Raw genomic sequence first — 17,080 nt, forward strand, 5'->3', positions numbered from 1 at the left:
GTAATAATCGACCGCTTGCAACGAGGAATCAAAATGAATTACACCAAAGACAATGACAAACTCTATCGCTATTTATTTAAAGACCGAGCGGTACGAGGCGAATGGGTGCGTTTAAACAACACCTTTACCGAAACCTTAAACACCCACCACTACCCTAAAGCAGTACAAAATTTACTCGGCGAAATGTTAGTCGCAACCAGTTTGCTGACCGCAACAATGAAATTTAACGGCAACATTACTGTGCAGATTCAAGGTGACGGCCCGTTAAAATTAGCGGTTGTGAACGGTAACGACCAACAGCAACTCCGTGCCTTAGCCCGTGTTCAGGCAGATATTGCAGACACAGCCTCATTAGCGGAAATGATCGGCAATGGTGTATTAGTGATTTCTATTATTCCGACCGATGGTGAACGTTATCAAGGGGTGATTGCTCTCGATAAACCAACCATTCGTGAATGCTTAGAAGATTACTTCGCCCGATCCGAGCAATTACAAACCCACCTCGTTATCCGCACAGGCGAATTTGAAAGCAAAGCAGTGGCAGGCGGTATGTTGCTACAAATTATGCCGGACGGCACTGGCTCAAGAGATGACTTCGAGCATCTAGCCACGCTCACTGAAACCGTAAAAGATGAAGAGTTATTTGGTTTAGAGGCAGAAGAATTGCTGTATCGCCTCTACCACGAAGAGCAAGTAGAAGTTTACCCACCACAAGATACCGAATTTAAATGTGGCTGCTCAAGAGAGCGTTCAGGCTCTGCATTATTACTGGTGCCTGCAGAAGAAATCGAAGAAATGTTGGCGGAAAAACAAGGCGTGATCGATATGCAATGCGAATGCTGCGGTACACAATATTTCTTTGACAAAGCGGCGATTGAAGGCTTTAAGGAAGAAACTGAAAAATTAAGTAAGTTAGGGTTAAATTAAGCTAAACAAGCGGTCAAATTTCTTGTCCTTTTTGCAATTTGCAAAAAACGACGAAATTTGACCGCTTGCATTTTACTTATTTGAGCCTTCTGGGTGTAACCCAATCCCTTTGTGGCGTTCTTTTAGTTTAGCATTGACCTCTGCCCAAGATAAATCAGCATTGTGCAATAGCACAGTTAAATGATACGCCAGATCTGCCACTTCAGAAACTAATTCTTCCCGATCATTTTTCATTGCCGCAATCACACTTTCTACTGCCTCTTCCCCTACTTTTTGGGCGATTTTCGGTGTGCCTTTGGCGTAAAGTTTAGCGGTATAAGAGCTTTCCGGATCGGCATTTTTACGTTCCGCAATCATTCGTTCTAATTTGCTGAAAAAGATCCAATCCGGCTGTTCTTGTTCAAACTGATGAAAACAGCTCTCCGCCCCAGTGTGGCAGGTTTCGCCGATAGGGTTGGCGAGGATTAACAGGGTGTCGTTATCACAATCCAAACTCATATCCACCACGTTTAGGAAATTGCCCGAGGTTTCGCCTTTTGTCCACAGCCGTTGTTTGGTACGGGAGTAAAAAGTGACTCGCTTTTCAGCCAGCGTTTTTTCGAGGGCTTGTTGATTCATATAGCCCAGCATCAGCACTTCGCAGGTTTGGGCGTTTTGGACGATAACAGGCAGAAGGTTATCGACTTTTTGCCAGTTGATTTTGTTTATGTGTAACATATTGCTATCTTAATATCGTTCTTCTAATGGTAATAATATTGAGTGTGAATTTCTTAATATATCGCTTTCATCAGTTGAGATACGAGATGTAAATGATCCTAATTTCTTTTCTAAAAAATCAACCCATTTTTCCCCTAACTGATTTACAAAATCGACTAAATAATCATCTTTTTCATCACGATAGACCGGAGCCCAAATTAATTTTGGTTCATCACTATCTTGTATTTCAACATATCTATTCACAGTTAAATAGATAATGCAATCTATAGATTTATAAGAGTCTTTGAGATGACTACATAGCAATGCCATAACTAAATCATGATCTACGCTTGTAAAACCATCATTTACAATAATCGCACAGCCCCTAATATCTGGGGCTCTAAAATATTCTTTAGTTTCTTTTATTTGTTTATTTACCTTTTTTAATATTCTACCTAAAGCTGGTCTAGCAGTTCGAATAAATTCAGAATGAAATGATGATATATCCAATTCATTATTTTTTAATCTTTCTAACAAGGCGAAAAATTGCTCTTTGGCTGATTTAGAGTGTAAGAATTCTGTCTCAATTTCTTTTAGTTCTATAACTATTTTTTCTCTTTCAAACCAATAATCTGCATTACTAAATATTGGTGTTTTATTAAACATTTCTGAAATTCTAATACCTGATTGCTCTTTGATGAAACTATCCATGCTTTTTTCCACGGGAATTGCATCATGAGGACCAATATCCCAGAAACCGTCAATATCCATACATATAGCTCCTTATAGAATATTCACAAAAATACTTGATTTTATGATACCTAGCAAACGTACCCTATGATTATTTACGAACTTCCACCCCTTCCTTCGCCAAATATGCCTTCAACTCCCCAATATTGATAATCTGTTTATGAAACACACTTGCTGCCAACGCCCCGTCCACATTTGCCTCAATAAAAGCATCACGGAAATGCACCATTTCGCCTGCACCGCCTGAGGCGATGAGTGGGACTTGGCAAACTTCACGCACTTTTTTCAGTTGCGCCAAATCGTAGCCGTTGCGTACGCCGTCTTGGTTCATCATATTCAGCACGATTTCGCCTGCTCCTCGTTTTTGCACTTCCGCCACCCAATCCAACAACTGCCATTCAGTTTGGCGGGTGCGTTTTTCATCGCCGGTGTATTGATTGACCCAATATTTGCCGGTTTCTGCCTCAAACCAGCTATCAATACCAACCACTACCGCCTGCACACCAAAGCGATCTGCCAGTTGAGTAATCAGCTCGGGGTTGGCAAGAGCTGGGGAATTGATGGAGATTTTGTCCGCTCCGAAAGTAAAAATCTGCTCCGCATCGGCAATGGTTTTGATCCCGCCTGCCACACAGAACGGAATATCAATCACCTGTGCCACACGTTCCACCCAGCTTTTATCCACCGTTCTGCCGTCACTTGAAGCGGTAATATCGTAAAACACCAATTCGTCCGCCCCCTCTTGGGCATAGCGTTGAGCAAGTGGCACAATGTCGCCGATGATTTCGTGGTTGCGGAACTGCACGCCTTTCACAACTTGCCCGTCACGCACATCTAAACAAGGAATTATCCGTTTTGCCAACATTCGATTGCCTCCGCTACATTAAATTTACCTTCCAACAACGCACGACCGACAATCACGCCAGCCACGCCCGTGCCTTTCAAGGCGGCAATATCCGCAAGCGAGCCGATACCGCCTGAGGACTGAAATTGAATCTCCGGGTATTTGGCACAGATTTCTCGATAGAGATCCACATTGGAACCCGCCAACGTGCCATCTCGTGAAATATCGGTGCATAAAACGTGTTGTAAGCCCACGGTTTGATAATCTTCAATCAACTCCTCGAGCGACACACCACTTGCCTCTTGCCAGCCGCTAATCGCAATGATTTTTTGACCGATTGCATCAATGTTCACATCCAGTGCCAGCACAAATTTCTCTGCACCGTATTTTTTGAACCAGCCTTTAACCGTTTCACGCTCTTTCACCGCAGTCGAACCAATCACCACACGGTTTGCCCCCACCGCCAACAAATCTGCCACGTCTTGCTCGGTACGGATACCGCCGCCCACTTGGATTTTGCAGTGGGTTTCACGAATAATCTTGCCGATAAGTGCGGTCTGTCTTTGAGCGGGATTTTTCGCCCCTGTAAGATCGACCAAATGTAACTGCTCCGCCCCTTGGGAAAGATAATCGGCAAATTGGGCTATCGGGTCATCGGTATAAGTCGTCTGTTTCGCATAATCGCCCTGATGCAGACGAACTACTTGCCCATCGATAAGATCGAGAGCGGGGATAATTTGAGAGTGTTTCATATTGTTTTCCTGTATGCCCCATACGAGCCGTATGGAGCTAGATAATCCAAGCCGCTTTGCGGCTTTATTGGCTATTTATAAGCCCCAAAGGGGCTTGGTTTATGTAACCGGGCACGGCTCGTGCTAGGTACAAGCGGTCAAATTCTTCCAAAAACTTGCAAAAAACCGACCGCACTTATTTCTTCACCTGTTTCGCCACTTGTTCAATCACCGCAGCGAGATCAATCGCATTTTGCTGAGTAATTACCGGTTTGCCGGTCTCTGCTTCCAAACTTTCTCTAGCCACTTTTGCAACATTTCCGCCCCGTTTGGCAACGGTTTTATTTTCTTCTAAGCCCTGTGGGTGGTTGATTTGAGCGATGTCTTTGGTGGCAGCCTCGGCAAGCATATTCAGTACCAACTCAGTAGTGGTCATATTGTCTCGTAGGCTTTCTTTTTTCAGCCCTTTGAAATCCTTGTATTGGCGGGTGGTCATACCGCTCCACGCCTGTGTGATTTCATTGGTGAGAATCGCAAATTCTCTGCCCGCTTGCACACCGTGATCTTGCCAAGTATCCGTCAGTTCTTTTCGCACCTGAATGGCTTGCAAGCGTTGGTTAATCCACTCACGGGAATATCCCTTTTTCAAGTAAGTAGCTAAGGCTCGGTCAATGGTCAATTCAGGATCGATAATTTCATCAATCCGCTCTTTGCCTACCTCTGCCAGCCACATTTTCAACGGCTCGGCTTTCGGGCTTGGTACAGACTGAATAATACGGAAAATGCCTTGTAAATCCGTGGCATCGGTTTCCCGCATTTTTCCGTCTGGGGCTTTTAATTTCAACTGTACGATTTTTTCGTACAGTTCAATTCCGCCCTCTTCGTCCTTGATTTTCCGCTTTAAATCACTCCAATAACGGCGTGGATTGCTACTTTGCGTCAGCACCTCGATGATGTCCACCACCGAGAAAAACCACTCTTCTTTTTCGCTATCCCACACCGAGCGGATTTGGCTGTTTTCAAATAGTTTGATTTCGTTCATTTCTCACCTTCTTTCACTGGTTAAATTAACAGTAATTTTGTCGAAATAAAGCGAGAAATCAAGCCCTATTTTCAAACTTTGCGATCCAGATCGCAAAATCAGACATTCTCCACAAAATTCTTGAGCAACTTTGCCCCAGCCTCGCCCGAACGCTCGGGGTGGAACTGTACGCCGTAGAAGTTTTGGCTGGCAATGGCAGCGGAAAACGGCACGCCGTAGTCGCAGGTGGCGATGGTGTTTTCATTCGGTAGCACGCCGTAGCTATGCACAAAATAGAAATGGCTGCCTTGCTCAATGTCGTGAAATAGCGGATGGTCGGCTTGGTATTGCACCTTGTTCCAGCCCATATGTGGCAACGGCAAACCGCATTCAGGCAAGCGTTCGGTTTTGCCACGCATCAGGTTCAGTGTTACCACATCGCCCTCGTGGGAAAATTCGGTCATTAACTGCATACCCAAACAAATGCCAAGCATCGGCTGAGTAGCGTTGCGAATGGTGTCAATAAGCTGGCGATCGTGCAAAATCGCCATCGCCGCCGCTGCCGTTCCCACACCGGGGAGCAGCAATTTATCGGCAGATTGGATTTTGTTGAGATCTCGCGAGATCTCAGCCCGAATGCCAAGGCGGTCAAAAGCAAATTTGACCGAAGACAGGTTGGCACAGCCTGTGTCGATGATGGTTAAGTCTAACATTTACTTACCTTTACATTGATTAATATTTTCAATCCTTGAAATTATAAAAATTATCCCTATTAAACTAAATTAAGTATATAGTAATAATAGTTCTATATATGAAGACACATAAGCAAATTAACAAAACTTTCTAAGGATAAATACTCATGAAATATATTTCTGGGCAAACTGTTCCAAAATCCGGAATTTATGGATTATTTTCACATACAGGTAAACAAGAAAACAGAGTAACTTGTGTAAAAGGTGAGCCATTCCCACCTACACCACGTTCCAATATGTACTATAAATTATTAGTAGCTGCTTGATTATTCATATAAATGGCTAGGTTATTCTAGCCATTCATTTTTCCTCTATTAAAATCGATCGAAATCCCGCAAAACTTTGCAAAATTCAACCGCGCTTTTGCACTCTCCCTCCAAAAATCCTTCGGATTTTTTCCACCCAAGACTCGCTACGCTTGCCTCCTTCGGAGCCGTTGGCAAAGCCAACGTTCAAATGCAAGCATTTGTCCCGAGCGGGCGAGGGGAAGATATGAGATTATAAAACCCCTTTGGAACTCGGCAACTCATTCCCTTCAATACGAATGCACTGTCTAAGCGTTCTGCCGAAGACTTTAAACAGGCTTTCGATTTTGTGGTGGTCATTGTCGCCTTTTGCCTTGATGTGTAGGGTAGCGAGCATCGTGAAGGCAATGGATTGGAAGAAGTGTTCCGTGAGTTCGGTGCTGAAATCGCCCACTTTGTCACGTTTGAAATCGGCTTTGAACTTGATGAACGGTCTGCCCGATAAGTCCATCGCACATTCTGCACGGCTTTCGTCCATCGGCAACACGAAGCCGAAACGGGCGATGCCGCGTTTGTCACCAATCGCTTGTTTTAATGCGGTGCCGAGGGCGAGGGCGGTGTCTTCCACCGTGTGATGTTCGTCAATCCACAAGTCGCCTTTGGTGGTGATGTTCATTCTAAAACCGCCGTGGGTGGCGATTTGGTCGAGCATATGGTCGAAAAAGCCCACGCCGGTGCTGATTTCGTTGTTGCCCGTTTCGTCCAGCCATACTTGCACTTTGATGTCGGTCTCTTTAGTTTTACGGATAACTTCGGCAAAGCGCTTTGGTCGCTCGCCAATGTTGGTCACGGCTTCGCCCAGCAGTTTTTCGGCAATCAAATCCCAATTCAGCTTTTCAGGGTGATATTGCAACGCCCGAATGCCAAGGTTTTCCGCCAGTTGCACATCGGTGGCACGGTCGCCAATCACAAAGCTGTTGGCAGGGTCGAACAGTTGGCGGTCGATGTATTTTTGCAGCAGTTTGGTGTGCGGTTTGCGGCAATCGCAGCCGTCTTCCGGCTTGTGCGGACAAATCAGCACATCATCAAATTCAATCCCTTGCGAGTTGAACAACGCCATCATCGCATTGTGCGGTTTGTCGAAATCTGCCTGTGGGAACGAACTCGTGCCTAAGCCGTCTTGGTTCGAGACCATTACAAAGCGGTATTTGCCCTTGAGTTTGAGCAGGGCTGGAATGACGTTTTTCTCGAATTTGAGCTTTTCAAGGCAGTCGATTTGAAAATCGGTTTTCGGCTCGTCAATCAAGGTGCCGTCACGGTCGATAAAAAGGGTGGGTTGCATATTTTTCTCCTGTATTCATTGTGTCAGTCGCGGAGCGACTGGGTTTATCGAGCCTAGGACGGCTCGTCCTAGGCACCCCGTACGAGCCGTACGGGGTTCTTTAATCCGAGCTACTCCGTAGCTCTGCAATACGATTAATTACCCTCAAATTCTCCTCTCTCGTCCCCACCGTAATCCGAATGCAATTTTGCAATCCTAACGCTTTGTGTTGGTCACGCAAAATAATGCCTTGCTCCCAAAGCGCTTTGAAGACTTTTTGTCCGTCTTGACACTTGAATAGGAGGTAGTTGGCTTCGCTGTCAAAAACTTGTTCTACAAGCGGTAAGTTTTCCAGATTTTTTTGCAATTCAGCACGCAGAGTGATCACTTCCGCCACTCGGGTTTTCATTTGCTCAATGCCTTGTGGCGAAAGAGCTTGGGCGGCGATGTCGGAAACAGGCACAGGCAGCGGATACGGGGCAATCACTTTTTGTAACACGCCAATCAGTTCCGCATTGGCAAGGGTGAAACCACAACGCAAGCCCGCTAAAGCAAAGGCTTTGGAAAGGGTGCGGATAATCGCCAAGTGTGGGAAGTTCGCCAGCTCGCTAACCAAGCTCGCTTCAGGGCAAAATTCGATGTAGGCTTCGTCCACCACCACAATCGCTTTGCCTGCGGTGATTTGCAAAAGTTCGAGCAAATCCGACCGCTTGATCAGGTTGCCTGTCGGGTTGTTCGGGCTGCACACAAACACCACTTTCACGCCTTCTAGGTTAGCTTTGATTTGGGCTAAGTCCAGCTGGAAATCGGCGGTTAAAGGCACGGTTTTGGTGGCAATGCCACAGGTATCGGCACTCACGGCGTACATTCCGTAGGTCGGTGGGCAGTAGAGAATGCTGTCGTTCGCCTCGCAAAAGGCTCGGATAATCAGCTCAATACTCTCATCGCCCCCACGAGACACCAGCACGTTTTCAGGTGCAACGCCTGCATATCGGGCGTAACCTTCAATCACCGCCTGTGGTTGCGGCTCAGGGTAGCGGTTAAAAGTGCGGTCGATTAAATCAAAGTTTGGCGAAAGGGCATATTCATTGGCATTCAGCCACACATCGCCACTGCCCCCCAAACGCCGTGCCGATTGGTAAGGGGTGAGAGCTTGAATGTTTTTGCGAGAGAGTTGTGAAATTGTCATATGGTGTTCCTGTATAATTTATACATAGTTTAGAAATTTTTTCGATATTGAATAATACCGCTATCATTAGCTAATTTATTATAAAGCTGTTGTGCTCGATGATTGTTTTTATCTGTTACCCAATATACTCGGTTATATCCTTTTTCCTGTGCATATCGATAAATATATTCAATTAATTCTTTTCCTATGCCTTGGTTGCGATATTCAGCTAAAACAAATAAATCTTCCAAATAACAGCATTCAGTTAAATTCCAAGTATTTGGGTGAATCACAATATGAACAAAACCAACCATTCTGTTATCAACAAAAGCCCCAAATCCCTTTACATTTTCACTCTCTGAAACTTTCTGCCAAGTTGATTGAATAATATCATCTGCTAAATTCACTTGATAAAAATCTAAATATTGTTGCCACAATAATTTCCATTCAGTGAGATTTTTGGAGGCTAACGGCGAAATATTAATACTCATATTTTTTCCTGTTATGCTTTTAATAAAATAAAGTGTTCAATCAGTTTAATCATCAGTTCTTTTTGTTCAGGCAAACTTTCTGCCACCAACAAGGCTAAGGCAACCAGTGTATTGACTGAGCAACCCAATCACCTGTTCAAACTCAATACCTCGCTCCTGCAAACGGCGTTCGTTGAGAGCATAGCCTTTTACCAGATAATCTTTTAGGCGAGCGGTTGCCCAAATACGAAACTGAGTGCCAGCCTTGGAATTCACCCGATAGCCAACAGAAATAATCGCATCTAGATTATAAAATTCCACTTGGCGGACGACTTCTCTAGCACCTTCAATTTGAACTGTTGCATTTTTTGCAACAGTTGCCTCACGATCCAGTTCACCTTCTTGGTAGATATTTCGTAAGTGCCGAGAAATGACAGATTTGTCTCGTCCAAAAATATCTGCCATTTGCTGTAAACTTAGCCATACCGTTTCCTTATCAAACTGCACGGAAACTTGGGTTTTGCCGTCTTGGCTTTGGTAAATTTCAATCGGGTTTTTCATATTATTCCCAAATTTTATCTATAAAAAAATCTCTCGAAAGTTGCCTTCCGAGAGATCTTTATTGATTTGCTACACTTGCTCGGAAGAGTTATCTTCCGCACACACCAAATGCCCGAAAGATATCAGGTTAAAGTGTGGTGGTGATGTAAAGTGTAGTTTAAATTCATTGCATTACTCCAAAACAGTATGAACAGAATTTACGTCAAGCCGGCAGAAATAGCAAGCACTTTTTTAAGCAAATATCGGCTTTTTTATAACCGTTTGTTCCGCCTATTATGCTCTTGCGGAATACACCTTAAACTTGGTGGATTTTGCCAGCACGTCGTGTTTGCCGAAGGCTTTATCGAGCAAATCAGGGTAAGGTAAGAACGCGTTTGCAACAATCCGCAGTTCACCGCCTTTGGTTAGGTGATTTTTAGCTTGGAAAATCAACTCCTCCACCGCTCGGTAGGCGGTATCGACCCCGTCGTGGAATGGTGGGTTGGAGACAATTAAATCAAACCGTTCATTAATGTGAGAGAACACATCACTTGCTACCACTTCCCCCTCTAACTGATTTTCCGCCAAAGTACGTCTGCCGGATTCCAACGCCATTGCGTGAATATCGCTCATCGTCAGTTTGATTTTCGGAAATTGTTGTTTGAGCGTTGCCCCAATCACGCCAGCCCCACAGCCTAAATCTAACACTTTGCCTTTTAGCCTGTCTGCTTTGTCAAAGGTTGAAAGCAATAATTTTGTGCCGTTATCCAGCTCTGCCGAGCTAAAAACTGCCGGCAGAGCGAACACATCTAAGGCTTGCAAGCGGTAGGATTTCCAGAATTTTTTGTAATCAAATGTCGGCACGCTTTGTAATTCAAAATGGTATAAACCACAACGGCGGGCAGAATCGATTTTGGCGATACTGCCGAAAGGTTCGAGCAGTTTTTCCACCGAACGCACACCTGCTCGATTTTCACCGATAATCAACATTTCTTGCCCCGCTTGGCATTGCGACAGCCATTGTAGCAGTTGGAATTGGCATTCCTGCTTGTTCTTCGTCCAATAAAACACGGCTAACTCGGCTTTTAAATTACATTCTAAGCCAAATTCAACCTCACTATGGTGGCGGGCGTAGTCAAAATAGCTACTGAATACCGCAACCTTTTCCGCACTAGATTGCAGTTGGCGGGCGAAATCATCTCGCACATCGCCAAACAATAGCACAGACTTGTTTTCAAACAACGCCAGGTGGCGTTCAAGCACTTCGCTTTCTAAAGAGAGCATTTTCTTACCTTATCTAAAAAATTTAGCGTGAATATACCGAATTTAAGTACAGAAATCTTGAATTTTTTGAAAAAAGTTTCTGTTCAAGCGGAGTTTTGATACTATTTGCAAAATTTGATGAGGTTTTAAATGAATCGTCGTGATTTACTGTTACAGGAAATGGGCATTTCACAATGGGTGCTAACCAAGCCCCAAGTGCTAAAAGGCGATGCTCAAATCCGCCTAAACAATGCGGTAAAATTGGTGGTAGTGTGTGAGGAAGATCACCAACACAGCCGGCTCTTTGCTGATATTCTGCGTGCTTTAAAGTTAAAAAACAGCGAATATCAATGGCTGACTGGCGAACAATCACAACGTTTGGTGTTTGAGCATTCGCCGATCTTTTGGCTGATTCAAGCGGAAGAACAAGCGGTCAAAATGGCAAAAAATTTTACTAATCAGACCGCTTGGAAAAACGAGTCTTGGCAAGATTTAGCCAAATCTACGCACAAACGCCAACTTTGGCAACAAATGGATACTTTTTCGGCGCAATTTGGAGAACAGCGTGATTGAGCAAATTCAAGCGGAAGATTTTGAGCAGTTATTTGAAATTGAGCAACAAGCCCATTTGGTGCCGTGGTCAAAGGGGACGTTATTAAATAATCAGGGTGAAAAATACCTGAATTTAAAAGTGGTAGAGCAAAACAAAATTGTGGCTTTTGCCATTAGTCATATCGTGCTAGATGAAGCAACCTTATTTAACATTGCAGTTGCTCCTGATTTTCAAGGCAAAGGCATTGGCAAGCGGTTACTTTCCGAATTAATTTTGCAACTGCAACAACGGAAACTCACCACCCTGTGGTTGGAAGTGCGGGAATCCAACCATTCTGCCAGAAAACTCTACGATTCACTCGGTTTTAATGAAGTTACCATCCGCAAAAACTATTACCCCACCCCAACCGGTAGCAAAGAAAATGCGGTGGTAATGGCGTTATATTTGTAGGGAATTTAAGACCAAAAGAGCGACCTCAGTCGCTCTTTTTTATCAGTTAGTGCGTGCTGGTACTGGTTGTAGTACGGCTTGCACGTTTACGGTCGTTTTCAGTTAATAAACGTTTACGAATACGCACCGATTGTGGTGTTACTTCCACTAATTCGTCATCGTCAATAAACTCTAACGCTTGTTCTAGAGTGAAACGCACCGGTGTGGTTAAAACGATGGCATCGTCTTTACCTGATGCACGCATATTAGTTAATTTCTTACCCTGTAAGCAGTTTACAGTTAAATCGTTTGAACGGCTGTGAATCCCGATAATTTGCCCTTCATATACATCAACACCGTGGTCGATCATTAATTTTCCACGCTCTTGTAAGCCGAATAAAGCATAAGCTAAGGCTTTACCAGTAGCATTTGAAATAAGTACCCCGTTTTTACGCTGACCGATTTCACCTGGTTTAACATCATCATAGTGGCTGAAAGTTGAATAGAGTAAGCCGGTTCCTGACGTCATTGTCATAAATTCATTACGGAAACCGATTAAACCACGGCTTGGAATCACATATTCTAAACGGGTACGTCCTTTGCCGTCTGGGATCATATCACGCACTTCGCCTTTACGAATACCGAGTGCTTCCATCACTGAACCTTGATGTTGCTCTTCAATATCAATGGTTACTTGTTCAAACGGCTCTTGTTTTTTGCCGTTTTCTTCACGGTAGATTACTTTCGGGCGAGAAACCGCAAGCTCATAGCCCTCACGACGCATATTCTCGATTAATACCGATAAGTGTAATTCTCCACGACCGGAAACACGGAATTCGTCCGGGTTTGGTGTTTCTTCTACACGAAGTGCCACGTTGTGAACTAACTCTTTGTTTAAACGCTCAAGAATTTGGCGAGAAGTAACAAATTTACCTTCCTGACCGCAGAATGGCGAGGTGTTTACACAGAAGAACATCGTTACCGTTGGCTCATCTACGCTTAATGCAGGTAAGGCTTCTACCGCATTAATATCACAAATCGTATCTGAAATATTTAATTCGCCTAAACCGGTAATCGCCACGATATCGCCGGCAAATGCCTCTGTTGCCTCAAAACGTTGTAAACCTAAATGCCCTAACACCTGACCGATACGGCCTTGGCGGGTTTTACCTTCGCTATCGACAATAGTAACCGCTTGGTTAGGTTTTACCGAACCACGTTTGATACGACCGATACCGATAACGCCTACATAGTTGTTATAGTCTAATTGCGAGATCTGCATTTGGAACGGAGCCTCTAATTCCACTTGTGGCGGCTGAACGTGTTCAACAATCGCCTCGTAAAGTGGAGTCATATCTTCCGCTAACTCTTCGTGTTCTAAACCGGCCACACCGTTTAACGCAGAAGCGTAAATGATTGGGAAATCTAATTGCTCGTCTGTTGCACCTAAATTTACGAAGAGATCGAACACCTGATCAACCACCCAATCAGGGCGAGCACCCGGACGGTCCACTTTATTGATCACTACGATTGGTTTTAAACCGTGAGCGAACGCTTTTTGCGTTACGAAACGGGTTTGTGGCATCGGGCCGTCAAATGCATCAACCACTAAAAGCACAGAATCTACCATTGAAAGTACACGCTCAACTTCACCACCGAAATCAGCGTGTCCCGGAGTATCTACGATATTGATATGATAGCCGTTCCAGTTAATCGCTGTGTTTTTGGCAAGAATGGTAATACCACGCTCTTTTTCCAAATCGTTGGAGTCCATCACACGCTCGTCCACGTCGCCTCGGGTGTCGCCAAAGGTGCCGGATTGTTGTAAAAGTTTATCAACCAGCGTTGTTTTACCGTGGTCAACGTGAGCAATAATTGCAATGTTACGCAATTTATTAATATCTACATTTTGCATTGGAATATCTTTTTTTATTGAGTGAAAATAAAAACTCTCGCCCATCAAAACCGGCGAGAGTCTAGAAATTGGAGGTCGAATTATACAGAGTTTTTCAGAATTTGGCTACAAAACAAGCGGTCTAAATTTGCAAAAATTTTACAATTTAAAACTGCTTGCCAGAATCATTCCTTTGTTATGCCGATAAATTTTAGCCATAATCCCTCGCCCCAAAAATCGCCGTGCCGATTCTCACCATCGTAGAACCACATTCAATAGCGGCTTGCATATCGTCAGACATTCCCATTGAAAGAGTGTCAATGCCCTCAAATTCTGCTTGCAAGCGGTGAAAAAGTTGCTGCATTTTGCAAAGAGCGATTTTTTGTTGCTCCGGCTCACTTTCCGGTTTTGGAATTGCCATTAAACCACGTAATTTCAAATTAGGTAATTGAGAAATCGCTTGGGCTAAAGATAACATTTCGCTTGGCTCAATGCCTGATTTTGAGGCTTCATCGCTGATATTAATTTGAATCAATACATTAAGAGGTGCTTTTCCTTTCGGGCGTTGTTCGCTTAAACGCTCGGCAATTTTGAGCCTATCCACCGTTTGAATCCAATCAAAATGAGTGGCAACCAGCTTGGTTTTATTCGATTGCAGTGGGCCGATAAAATGCCATTCCAAGTCAGCACGATTTGCAAAAAATTCGATTTTTTCGACCGCTTCCTGCACATAATTCTCGCCAAACGCACGCTGACCGCCCTCTATCGCCTCTTGAATGGCTTCTACCGGCTTGGTTTTAGAAACGGCAAGTAGCCGCACATTATCACGTTGGTGTTGTTGGGAAATTTGCTGAATTTGTTGATGGATTTGCGATAAATTCTCGGCAATCGACATTTCGGTTCCTTTGGTAAACGGAGGTAAAAAAGCTATAATGGCAAAATCATACCATATTTGAGGCAAAAAAATGTTAGATCTGACCAAGATTAAATTAGTGATTACCGATGTGGACGGTGTACTAACCGATGGCGGAATGTACTACACCGACCAAGGCGAAGTGATGAAACGTTTCCACGTTCACGATGGTTTAGGCGTTAAGATGTTGCAAAGTTGTGGCATTAAAGTGGCTGTACTCTCGGGCGGCGATACGGCTTTGCTCCGCAAACGGTTAGAGGTGCTGAAAATCGATCTGGCTTTATTAGGCAAAATGGAAAAACGCTCCGCCTGCTTTGAGCTAATGCAACAAGCCGGTGTTACCCCTGAGCAAACGGCTTACATTGGTGATGATACCTTAGATTTACCGGCTTTTGAGGTGTGTGGCATTGCGATTGCAACCCGTAACGCCCACGATTACATCAAAGAAAAAGCAGATTGGGTATTGCAAAAAGCCGGTGGTGAGGGGGCATTTCGTGAAGTCTCCGACCAAATTTTGGAGGCTCAAGGCTTCGGTGAAATTTTTAAAACCGCAGATGGTTTTTTAGCCATTGCACAGAAAATGGCTCAGTAGCCCCAATAAAGCCAAAGGCGGTTTAATCCGCCTTTTTCCCTTCAATATATCGCTCAAAATTTTGGATATACTCTTCTAAATTCGCCGTGAGCATTTCTTTGTATTGCTCCACAAAATACTGAATGACCTCATCTTTAGAATCGACCAACTGTTGCTTATATTCCGCTTTGCTGGCAGCAACATAGGCGTTAAATCTGGCACAGCCAAACAACATCGCATTGCTGACTTGGTTTGGGGCAATGTTTTTTAAATGAGCGTTGGCAACGTTAATAAAGCCATCAGCACGCTGGTAGAAAGTTGGGTCAATTTGTTTATCGGTAATGTTAATCATCGTATCCTCATTTTTAGTCAAAATACAAGCGGTACTTTTTGCGTAAAATTTTGCACAAACGCTTGCGTTTGAACGTCGGCTCTGCCGACGGCACGAAGTGCGAGCGTAGCGAGTAAAAAAATCACCGCTTGTAGGCATTTCTAGTCATCTAATGAAATCGCTTCCTTGATTTTCTTCAATGCAGCATTTTCAAGCTGTCTTACCCGCTCTGCCGAGATGTTATATTTATCAGCTAAATCTTGCAGTGTGGCTTTATTGTCATCTAACCAACGGGTTTTGATGATATCTTGGCTACGCTCATCAAGGGTGGCTAACGCATAGGCAAGTTGAGCGGTTGCCTGCCCATTATGTTGTTCGTCTTCCAAGTCATCGGCGAAATTGGAGCTGCTATCTTCAATATACATAGAAGGAGCGTAGCTGTCTTCATCGTCGTCACCGGCAGGTAAGTCAAAACCTAAATCTTGCCCGGTCATTCGAGATTCCATTTCTCGCACTTCTTCCACTGACACACCTAAATCATCGGCAACTTTTTTGATCTCTTCTTCATTAAACCACGCCAAGCGGTTTTTATTTTTGCGTAAATTAAAGAATAATTTACGTTGAGCTTTGGTAGTCGCTACTTTCACAATTCGCCAGTTTTTCAGCACATATTCGTGAATTTCCGCTTTCACCCAATGCACCGCAAAAGAAACTAAACGCACGCCCACATTAGGATCAAACCGTTTTACCGCTTTCATCAAGCCGATATTACCCTCTTGAATCAGATCCGCCAGCGGTAAACCATAGCCCAAATAGCCACGAGCAATGTGGATCACAAACCGCATATGGGAAAGGATCAGCTGTTTTGCTGCCTCAACATCTTCATCATAATAATAACGCTCCGCCAGTTCTTTTTCCTGCTCGGCGGTGAGAATCGGATACTGATTTGCCATTCGGATATAGCTATCCAAATTGCCCTGCGGCACAGGCATTGAGCCGGAAACCAAAGCCGGGTGCATTGCCTCTACCGATGTTTCTTCTTCATCTATCTCATCAACATCAATCGGTTCGGCATCAACAATTTCAGCATCTTCAATCTCGTTTTCGTTAAATTTTTTCATTCTATTTCTCTTCACTCTCAGCAAGGTTTACATTATAACAGCGTTAAATCTATCTGGTGTGGGATTTGTATGATTTTATTTCGAGCTATTCAATACCGCTAAGTTCCGCCACTTGCAAAACTTTTTGCAAATTCGACCGCTTTCCTTTAGAATACCGCTACTTTTGGGGCTGATTTTGGATTCGACGGGATTGGCGAAGCCCAAGGTGCATGTCGAGGTGCGGTAGGCCTCGTAAACAAACCGCAAAATAATAGTCGCAAACGACGAACAATACGCTTTAGCAGCTTAATAACCTGCTTTAAAGCCTTATCTCCTCAGCTTCCGCTCGTAAGACGAGGGCAAAGATAAGTCACCCAAAACGAGATCGTGTGGACGCCGCCGCTTTAGGATCGAAACACTAAATTAAATAAAGCTAGTTTATTCATTGCGTGTCTGTCCGCTGTGAATAAGCGAAATTAAAGACTAGACTAAACATGTAGTACTGAAGGTAGAGAAATTTCGGACGGGGGTTCAAATCCCCCCAGCTCCACCAAATTATAA

19 protein-coding genes, 1 other RNA gene, 1 pseudogene and 1 other annotated feature are annotated in these 17,080 nt (G+C 44.0%); of the genes and pseudogenes, 6 read left to right on the forward strand and 15 right to left on the reverse strand.

Annotated features, from left to right (window positions below):
• Positions 1 to 33: 33 nt before the first annotated feature.
• Complete coding sequence (gene hslO, locus EL242_RS00595; protein ID WP_126301105.1) at positions 34 to 927, forward strand: Hsp33 family molecular chaperone HslO; 894 nt, start codon at positions 34 to 36, stop codon at positions 925 to 927.
• A 72-nt stretch (positions 928 to 999) separates the two neighbouring features.
• Here hslO and hisIE read toward each other — a convergent pair whose 3' ends face one another.
• From hisIE to hisH, 6 genes are all read right to left on the reverse strand, one after another.
• Positions 1,000 to 1,644: a bifunctional phosphoribosyl-AMP cyclohydrolase/phosphoribosyl-ATP diphosphatase HisIE gene (gene hisIE / locus EL242_RS00600; RefSeq protein WP_126301106.1), complete on the reverse strand. Its 645-nt coding sequence runs from the start codon at positions 1,642 to 1,644 to the stop codon at positions 1,000 to 1,002.
• Positions 1,645 to 1,653: 9 nt separating this feature from the next.
• Positions 1,654 to 2,394: a hypothetical protein gene (locus tag EL242_RS00605; protein WP_126301107.1), complete on the reverse strand. Its 741-nt coding sequence runs from the start codon at positions 2,392 to 2,394 to the stop codon at positions 1,654 to 1,656.
• Positions 2,395 to 2,464: 70 nt separating this feature from the next.
• Positions 2,465 to 3,238 carry an imidazole glycerol phosphate synthase subunit HisF gene (gene hisF / locus EL242_RS00610; protein WP_126301108.1) on the reverse strand — a complete coding sequence of 258 codons (774 nt, stop codon included), beginning with the start codon at positions 3,236 to 3,238 and terminating at the stop codon, positions 2,465 to 2,467.
• Complete coding sequence (gene hisA / locus EL242_RS00615) at positions 3,220 to 3,969, reverse strand: 1-(5-phosphoribosyl)-5-[(5-phosphoribosylamino)methylideneamino]imidazole-4-carboxamide isomerase (RefSeq protein ID WP_126301109.1); 750 nt, start codon at positions 3,967 to 3,969, stop codon at positions 3,220 to 3,222. Before hisA ends, hisF begins: the two co-directional genes overlap by 19 nt.
• 175 nt (positions 3,970 to 4,144) lie before the next feature.
• On the reverse strand, positions 4,145 to 4,990 hold the full coding sequence (locus EL242_RS00620; RefSeq protein WP_126301110.1) for a BRO family protein: 846 nt from the start codon (positions 4,988 to 4,990) through the stop codon (positions 4,145 to 4,147).
• Between the two features lie 98 nt (positions 4,991 to 5,088).
• Positions 5,089 to 5,682 carry an imidazole glycerol phosphate synthase subunit HisH gene (hisH, locus tag EL242_RS00625; protein WP_126301111.1) on the reverse strand — a complete coding sequence of 198 codons (594 nt, stop codon included), beginning with the start codon at positions 5,680 to 5,682 and terminating at the stop codon, positions 5,089 to 5,091.
• A 146-nt stretch (positions 5,683 to 5,828) separates the two neighbouring features.
• On the opposite strand from hisH, the gene EL242_RS00630 reads away from it, so the two are divergent.
• The gene (locus tag EL242_RS00630; RefSeq protein ID WP_126301112.1) at positions 5,829 to 5,987 is read left to right on the forward strand and encodes a YjzC family protein; all 159 of its coding nucleotides are present in this window, start codon (positions 5,829 to 5,831) and stop codon (positions 5,985 to 5,987) included.
• A gap of 232 nt (positions 5,988 to 6,219) precedes the next feature.
• On the opposite strand, the gene hisB is transcribed toward EL242_RS00630, so the two are convergent.
• The 5 genes and pseudogenes from hisB to rsmC form a co-directional block, all read right to left on the reverse strand.
• Positions 6,220 to 7,308, reverse strand: a complete 1,089-nt coding sequence (hisB, locus tag EL242_RS00635) for a bifunctional histidinol-phosphatase/imidazoleglycerol-phosphate dehydratase HisB (RefSeq protein ID WP_126301113.1) — start codon at positions 7,306 to 7,308, stop codon at positions 6,220 to 6,222.
• A gap of 100 nt (positions 7,309 to 7,408) precedes the next feature.
• Positions 7,409 to 8,476: a histidinol-phosphate transaminase gene (hisC, locus tag EL242_RS00640; protein ID WP_126301114.1), complete on the reverse strand. Its 1,068-nt coding sequence runs from the start codon at positions 8,474 to 8,476 to the stop codon at positions 7,409 to 7,411.
• Positions 8,477 to 8,505: 29 nt separating this feature from the next.
• Positions 8,506 to 8,946 (reverse strand): GNAT family N-acetyltransferase, encoded by a 441-nt coding sequence (locus tag EL242_RS00645; RefSeq protein WP_126301115.1) that lies wholly within the window; start codon positions 8,944 to 8,946, stop codon positions 8,506 to 8,508.
• An 87-nt stretch (positions 8,947 to 9,033) separates the two neighbouring features.
• A pseudogene (locus EL242_RS00650) lies at positions 9,034 to 9,486 on the reverse strand (virulence RhuM family protein); the annotation flags it as partial.
• 21 nt (positions 9,487 to 9,507) lie between these two features.
• Positions 9,508 to 9,630: a sequence feature (His leader region), on the reverse strand.
• A gap of 129 nt (positions 9,631 to 9,759) precedes the next feature.
• On the reverse strand, positions 9,760 to 10,749 hold the full coding sequence (rsmC, locus tag EL242_RS00655) for a 16S rRNA (guanine(1207)-N(2))-methyltransferase RsmC (protein ID WP_126301117.1): 990 nt from the start codon (positions 10,747 to 10,749) through the stop codon (positions 9,760 to 9,762).
• Positions 10,750 to 10,878: 129 nt separating this feature from the next.
• On the opposite strand from rsmC, the gene EL242_RS00660 reads away from it, so the two are divergent.
• Both EL242_RS00660 and rimI read left to right on the forward strand, forming a co-directional pair.
• Entirely contained in the window at positions 10,879 to 11,301 is a 423-nt protein-coding gene (locus tag EL242_RS00660) for a DNA polymerase III subunit psi (protein ID WP_126301118.1), read from the forward strand.
• Positions 11,294 to 11,731 carry a ribosomal protein S18-alanine N-acetyltransferase gene (gene rimI, locus EL242_RS00665; protein ID WP_126301119.1) on the forward strand — a complete coding sequence of 146 codons (438 nt, stop codon included), beginning with the start codon at positions 11,294 to 11,296 and terminating at the stop codon, positions 11,729 to 11,731. The genes EL242_RS00660 and rimI overlap by 8 nt, the downstream gene beginning before the upstream one ends.
• A gap of 46 nt (positions 11,732 to 11,777) precedes the next feature.
• On the opposite strand, the gene typA is transcribed toward rimI, so the two are convergent.
• Both typA and EL242_RS00675 read right to left on the reverse strand, forming a co-directional pair.
• A complete protein-coding gene (typA, locus tag EL242_RS00670) occupies positions 11,778 to 13,625 on the reverse strand; it encodes a translational GTPase TypA (protein WP_126301120.1) in 1,848 nt (615 codons plus the stop codon).
• A gap of 190 nt (positions 13,626 to 13,815) precedes the next feature.
• Positions 13,816 to 14,499: a YggS family pyridoxal phosphate-dependent enzyme gene (locus tag EL242_RS00675; RefSeq protein ID WP_126301121.1), complete on the reverse strand. Its 684-nt coding sequence runs from the start codon at positions 14,497 to 14,499 to the stop codon at positions 13,816 to 13,818.
• A gap of 70 nt (positions 14,500 to 14,569) precedes the next feature.
• Between EL242_RS00675 and EL242_RS00680 the strand changes: the two genes are divergently transcribed.
• On the forward strand, positions 14,570 to 15,109 hold the full coding sequence (locus tag EL242_RS00680; protein WP_126301122.1) for a KdsC family phosphatase: 540 nt from the start codon (positions 14,570 to 14,572) through the stop codon (positions 15,107 to 15,109).
• A gap of 22 nt (positions 15,110 to 15,131) precedes the next feature.
• Here the strand turns inward: EL242_RS00680 and EL242_RS00685 are convergent, their stop codons facing one another.
• Both EL242_RS00685 and rpoH read right to left on the reverse strand, forming a co-directional pair.
• On the reverse strand, positions 15,132 to 15,440 hold the full coding sequence (locus tag EL242_RS00685; RefSeq protein WP_154703417.1) for a DUF3144 domain-containing protein: 309 nt from the start codon (positions 15,438 to 15,440) through the stop codon (positions 15,132 to 15,134).
• A 140-nt stretch (positions 15,441 to 15,580) separates the two neighbouring features.
• Entirely contained in the window at positions 15,581 to 16,540 is a 960-nt protein-coding gene (gene rpoH / locus EL242_RS00690; protein ID WP_126301124.1) for an RNA polymerase sigma factor RpoH, read from the reverse strand.
• Positions 16,541 to 16,705: 165 nt separating this feature from the next.
• On the opposite strand from rpoH, the gene ssrA reads away from it, so the two are divergent.
• Positions 16,706 to 17,072: a transfer-messenger RNA gene (gene ssrA, locus EL242_RS00695) on the forward strand.
• Positions 17,073 to 17,080 lie beyond the last annotated feature (8 nt).

The sequence above is a fragment of the Mannheimia haemolytica genome (assembly GCA_900638155.1).
GTDB classification, from domain to species: Bacteria; Pseudomonadota; Gammaproteobacteria; order Enterobacterales; family Pasteurellaceae; genus Mannheimia; species Mannheimia glucosida.

Coding starts and splice junctions, on each gene's coding strand:
- EL242_RS00645 (WP_126301115.1), bottom strand. CDS start 8,946: ATGAGTATTAATATTTCGCCGTTAGCCTCCAAAAATCTCACTGAATGG.
- EL242_RS00605 (WP_126301107.1), bottom strand. CDS start 2,394: ATGGATATTGACGGTTTCTGGGATATTGGTCCTCATGATGCAATTCCC.
- EL242_RS00660 (WP_126301118.1), top strand. CDS start 10,879: ATGAATCGTCGTGATTTACTGTTACAGGAAATGGGCATTTCACAATGG.
- EL242_RS00620 (WP_126301110.1), bottom strand. CDS start 4,990: ATGAACGAAATCAAACTATTTGAAAACAGCCAAATCCGCTCGGTGTGG.
- hisH (WP_126301111.1), bottom strand. CDS start 5,682: ATGTTAGACTTAACCATCATCGACACAGGCTGTGCCAACCTGTCTTCG.
- hisB (WP_126301113.1), bottom strand. CDS start 7,308: ATGCAACCCACCCTTTTTATCGACCGTGACGGCACCTTGATTGACGAG.
- EL242_RS00685 (WP_154703417.1), bottom strand. CDS start 15,440: ATGATTAACATTACCGATAAACAAATTGACCCAACTTTCTACCAGCGT.
- rsmC (WP_126301117.1), bottom strand. CDS start 10,749: ATGCTCTCTTTAGAAAGCGAAGTGCTTGAACGCCACCTGGCGTTGTTT.
- EL242_RS00680 (WP_126301122.1), top strand. CDS start 14,570: ATGTTAGATCTGACCAAGATTAAATTAGTGATTACCGATGTGGACGGT.
- hisIE (WP_126301106.1), bottom strand. CDS start 1,644: ATGTTACACATAAACAAAATCAACTGGCAAAAAGTCGATAACCTTCTG.
- hisF (WP_126301108.1), bottom strand. CDS start 3,238: ATGTTGGCAAAACGGATAATTCCTTGTTTAGATGTGCGTGACGGGCAA.
- hslO (WP_126301105.1), top strand. CDS start 34: ATGAATTACACCAAAGACAATGACAAACTCTATCGCTATTTATTTAAA.
- hisC (WP_126301114.1), bottom strand. CDS start 8,476: ATGACAATTTCACAACTCTCTCGCAAAAACATTCAAGCTCTCACCCCT.
- typA (WP_126301120.1), bottom strand. CDS start 13,625: ATGCAAAATGTAGATATTAATAAATTGCGTAACATTGCAATTATTGCT.
- hisA (WP_126301109.1), bottom strand. CDS start 3,969: ATGAAACACTCTCAAATTATCCCCGCTCTCGATCTTATCGATGGGCAA.
- EL242_RS00675 (WP_126301121.1), bottom strand. CDS start 14,499: ATGTCGATTGCCGAGAATTTATCGCAAATCCATCAACAAATTCAGCAA.
- EL242_RS00630 (WP_126301112.1), top strand. CDS start 5,829: ATGAAATATATTTCTGGGCAAACTGTTCCAAAATCCGGAATTTATGGA.
- rpoH (WP_126301124.1), bottom strand. CDS start 16,540: ATGAAAAAATTTAACGAAAACGAGATTGAAGATGCTGAAATTGTTGAT.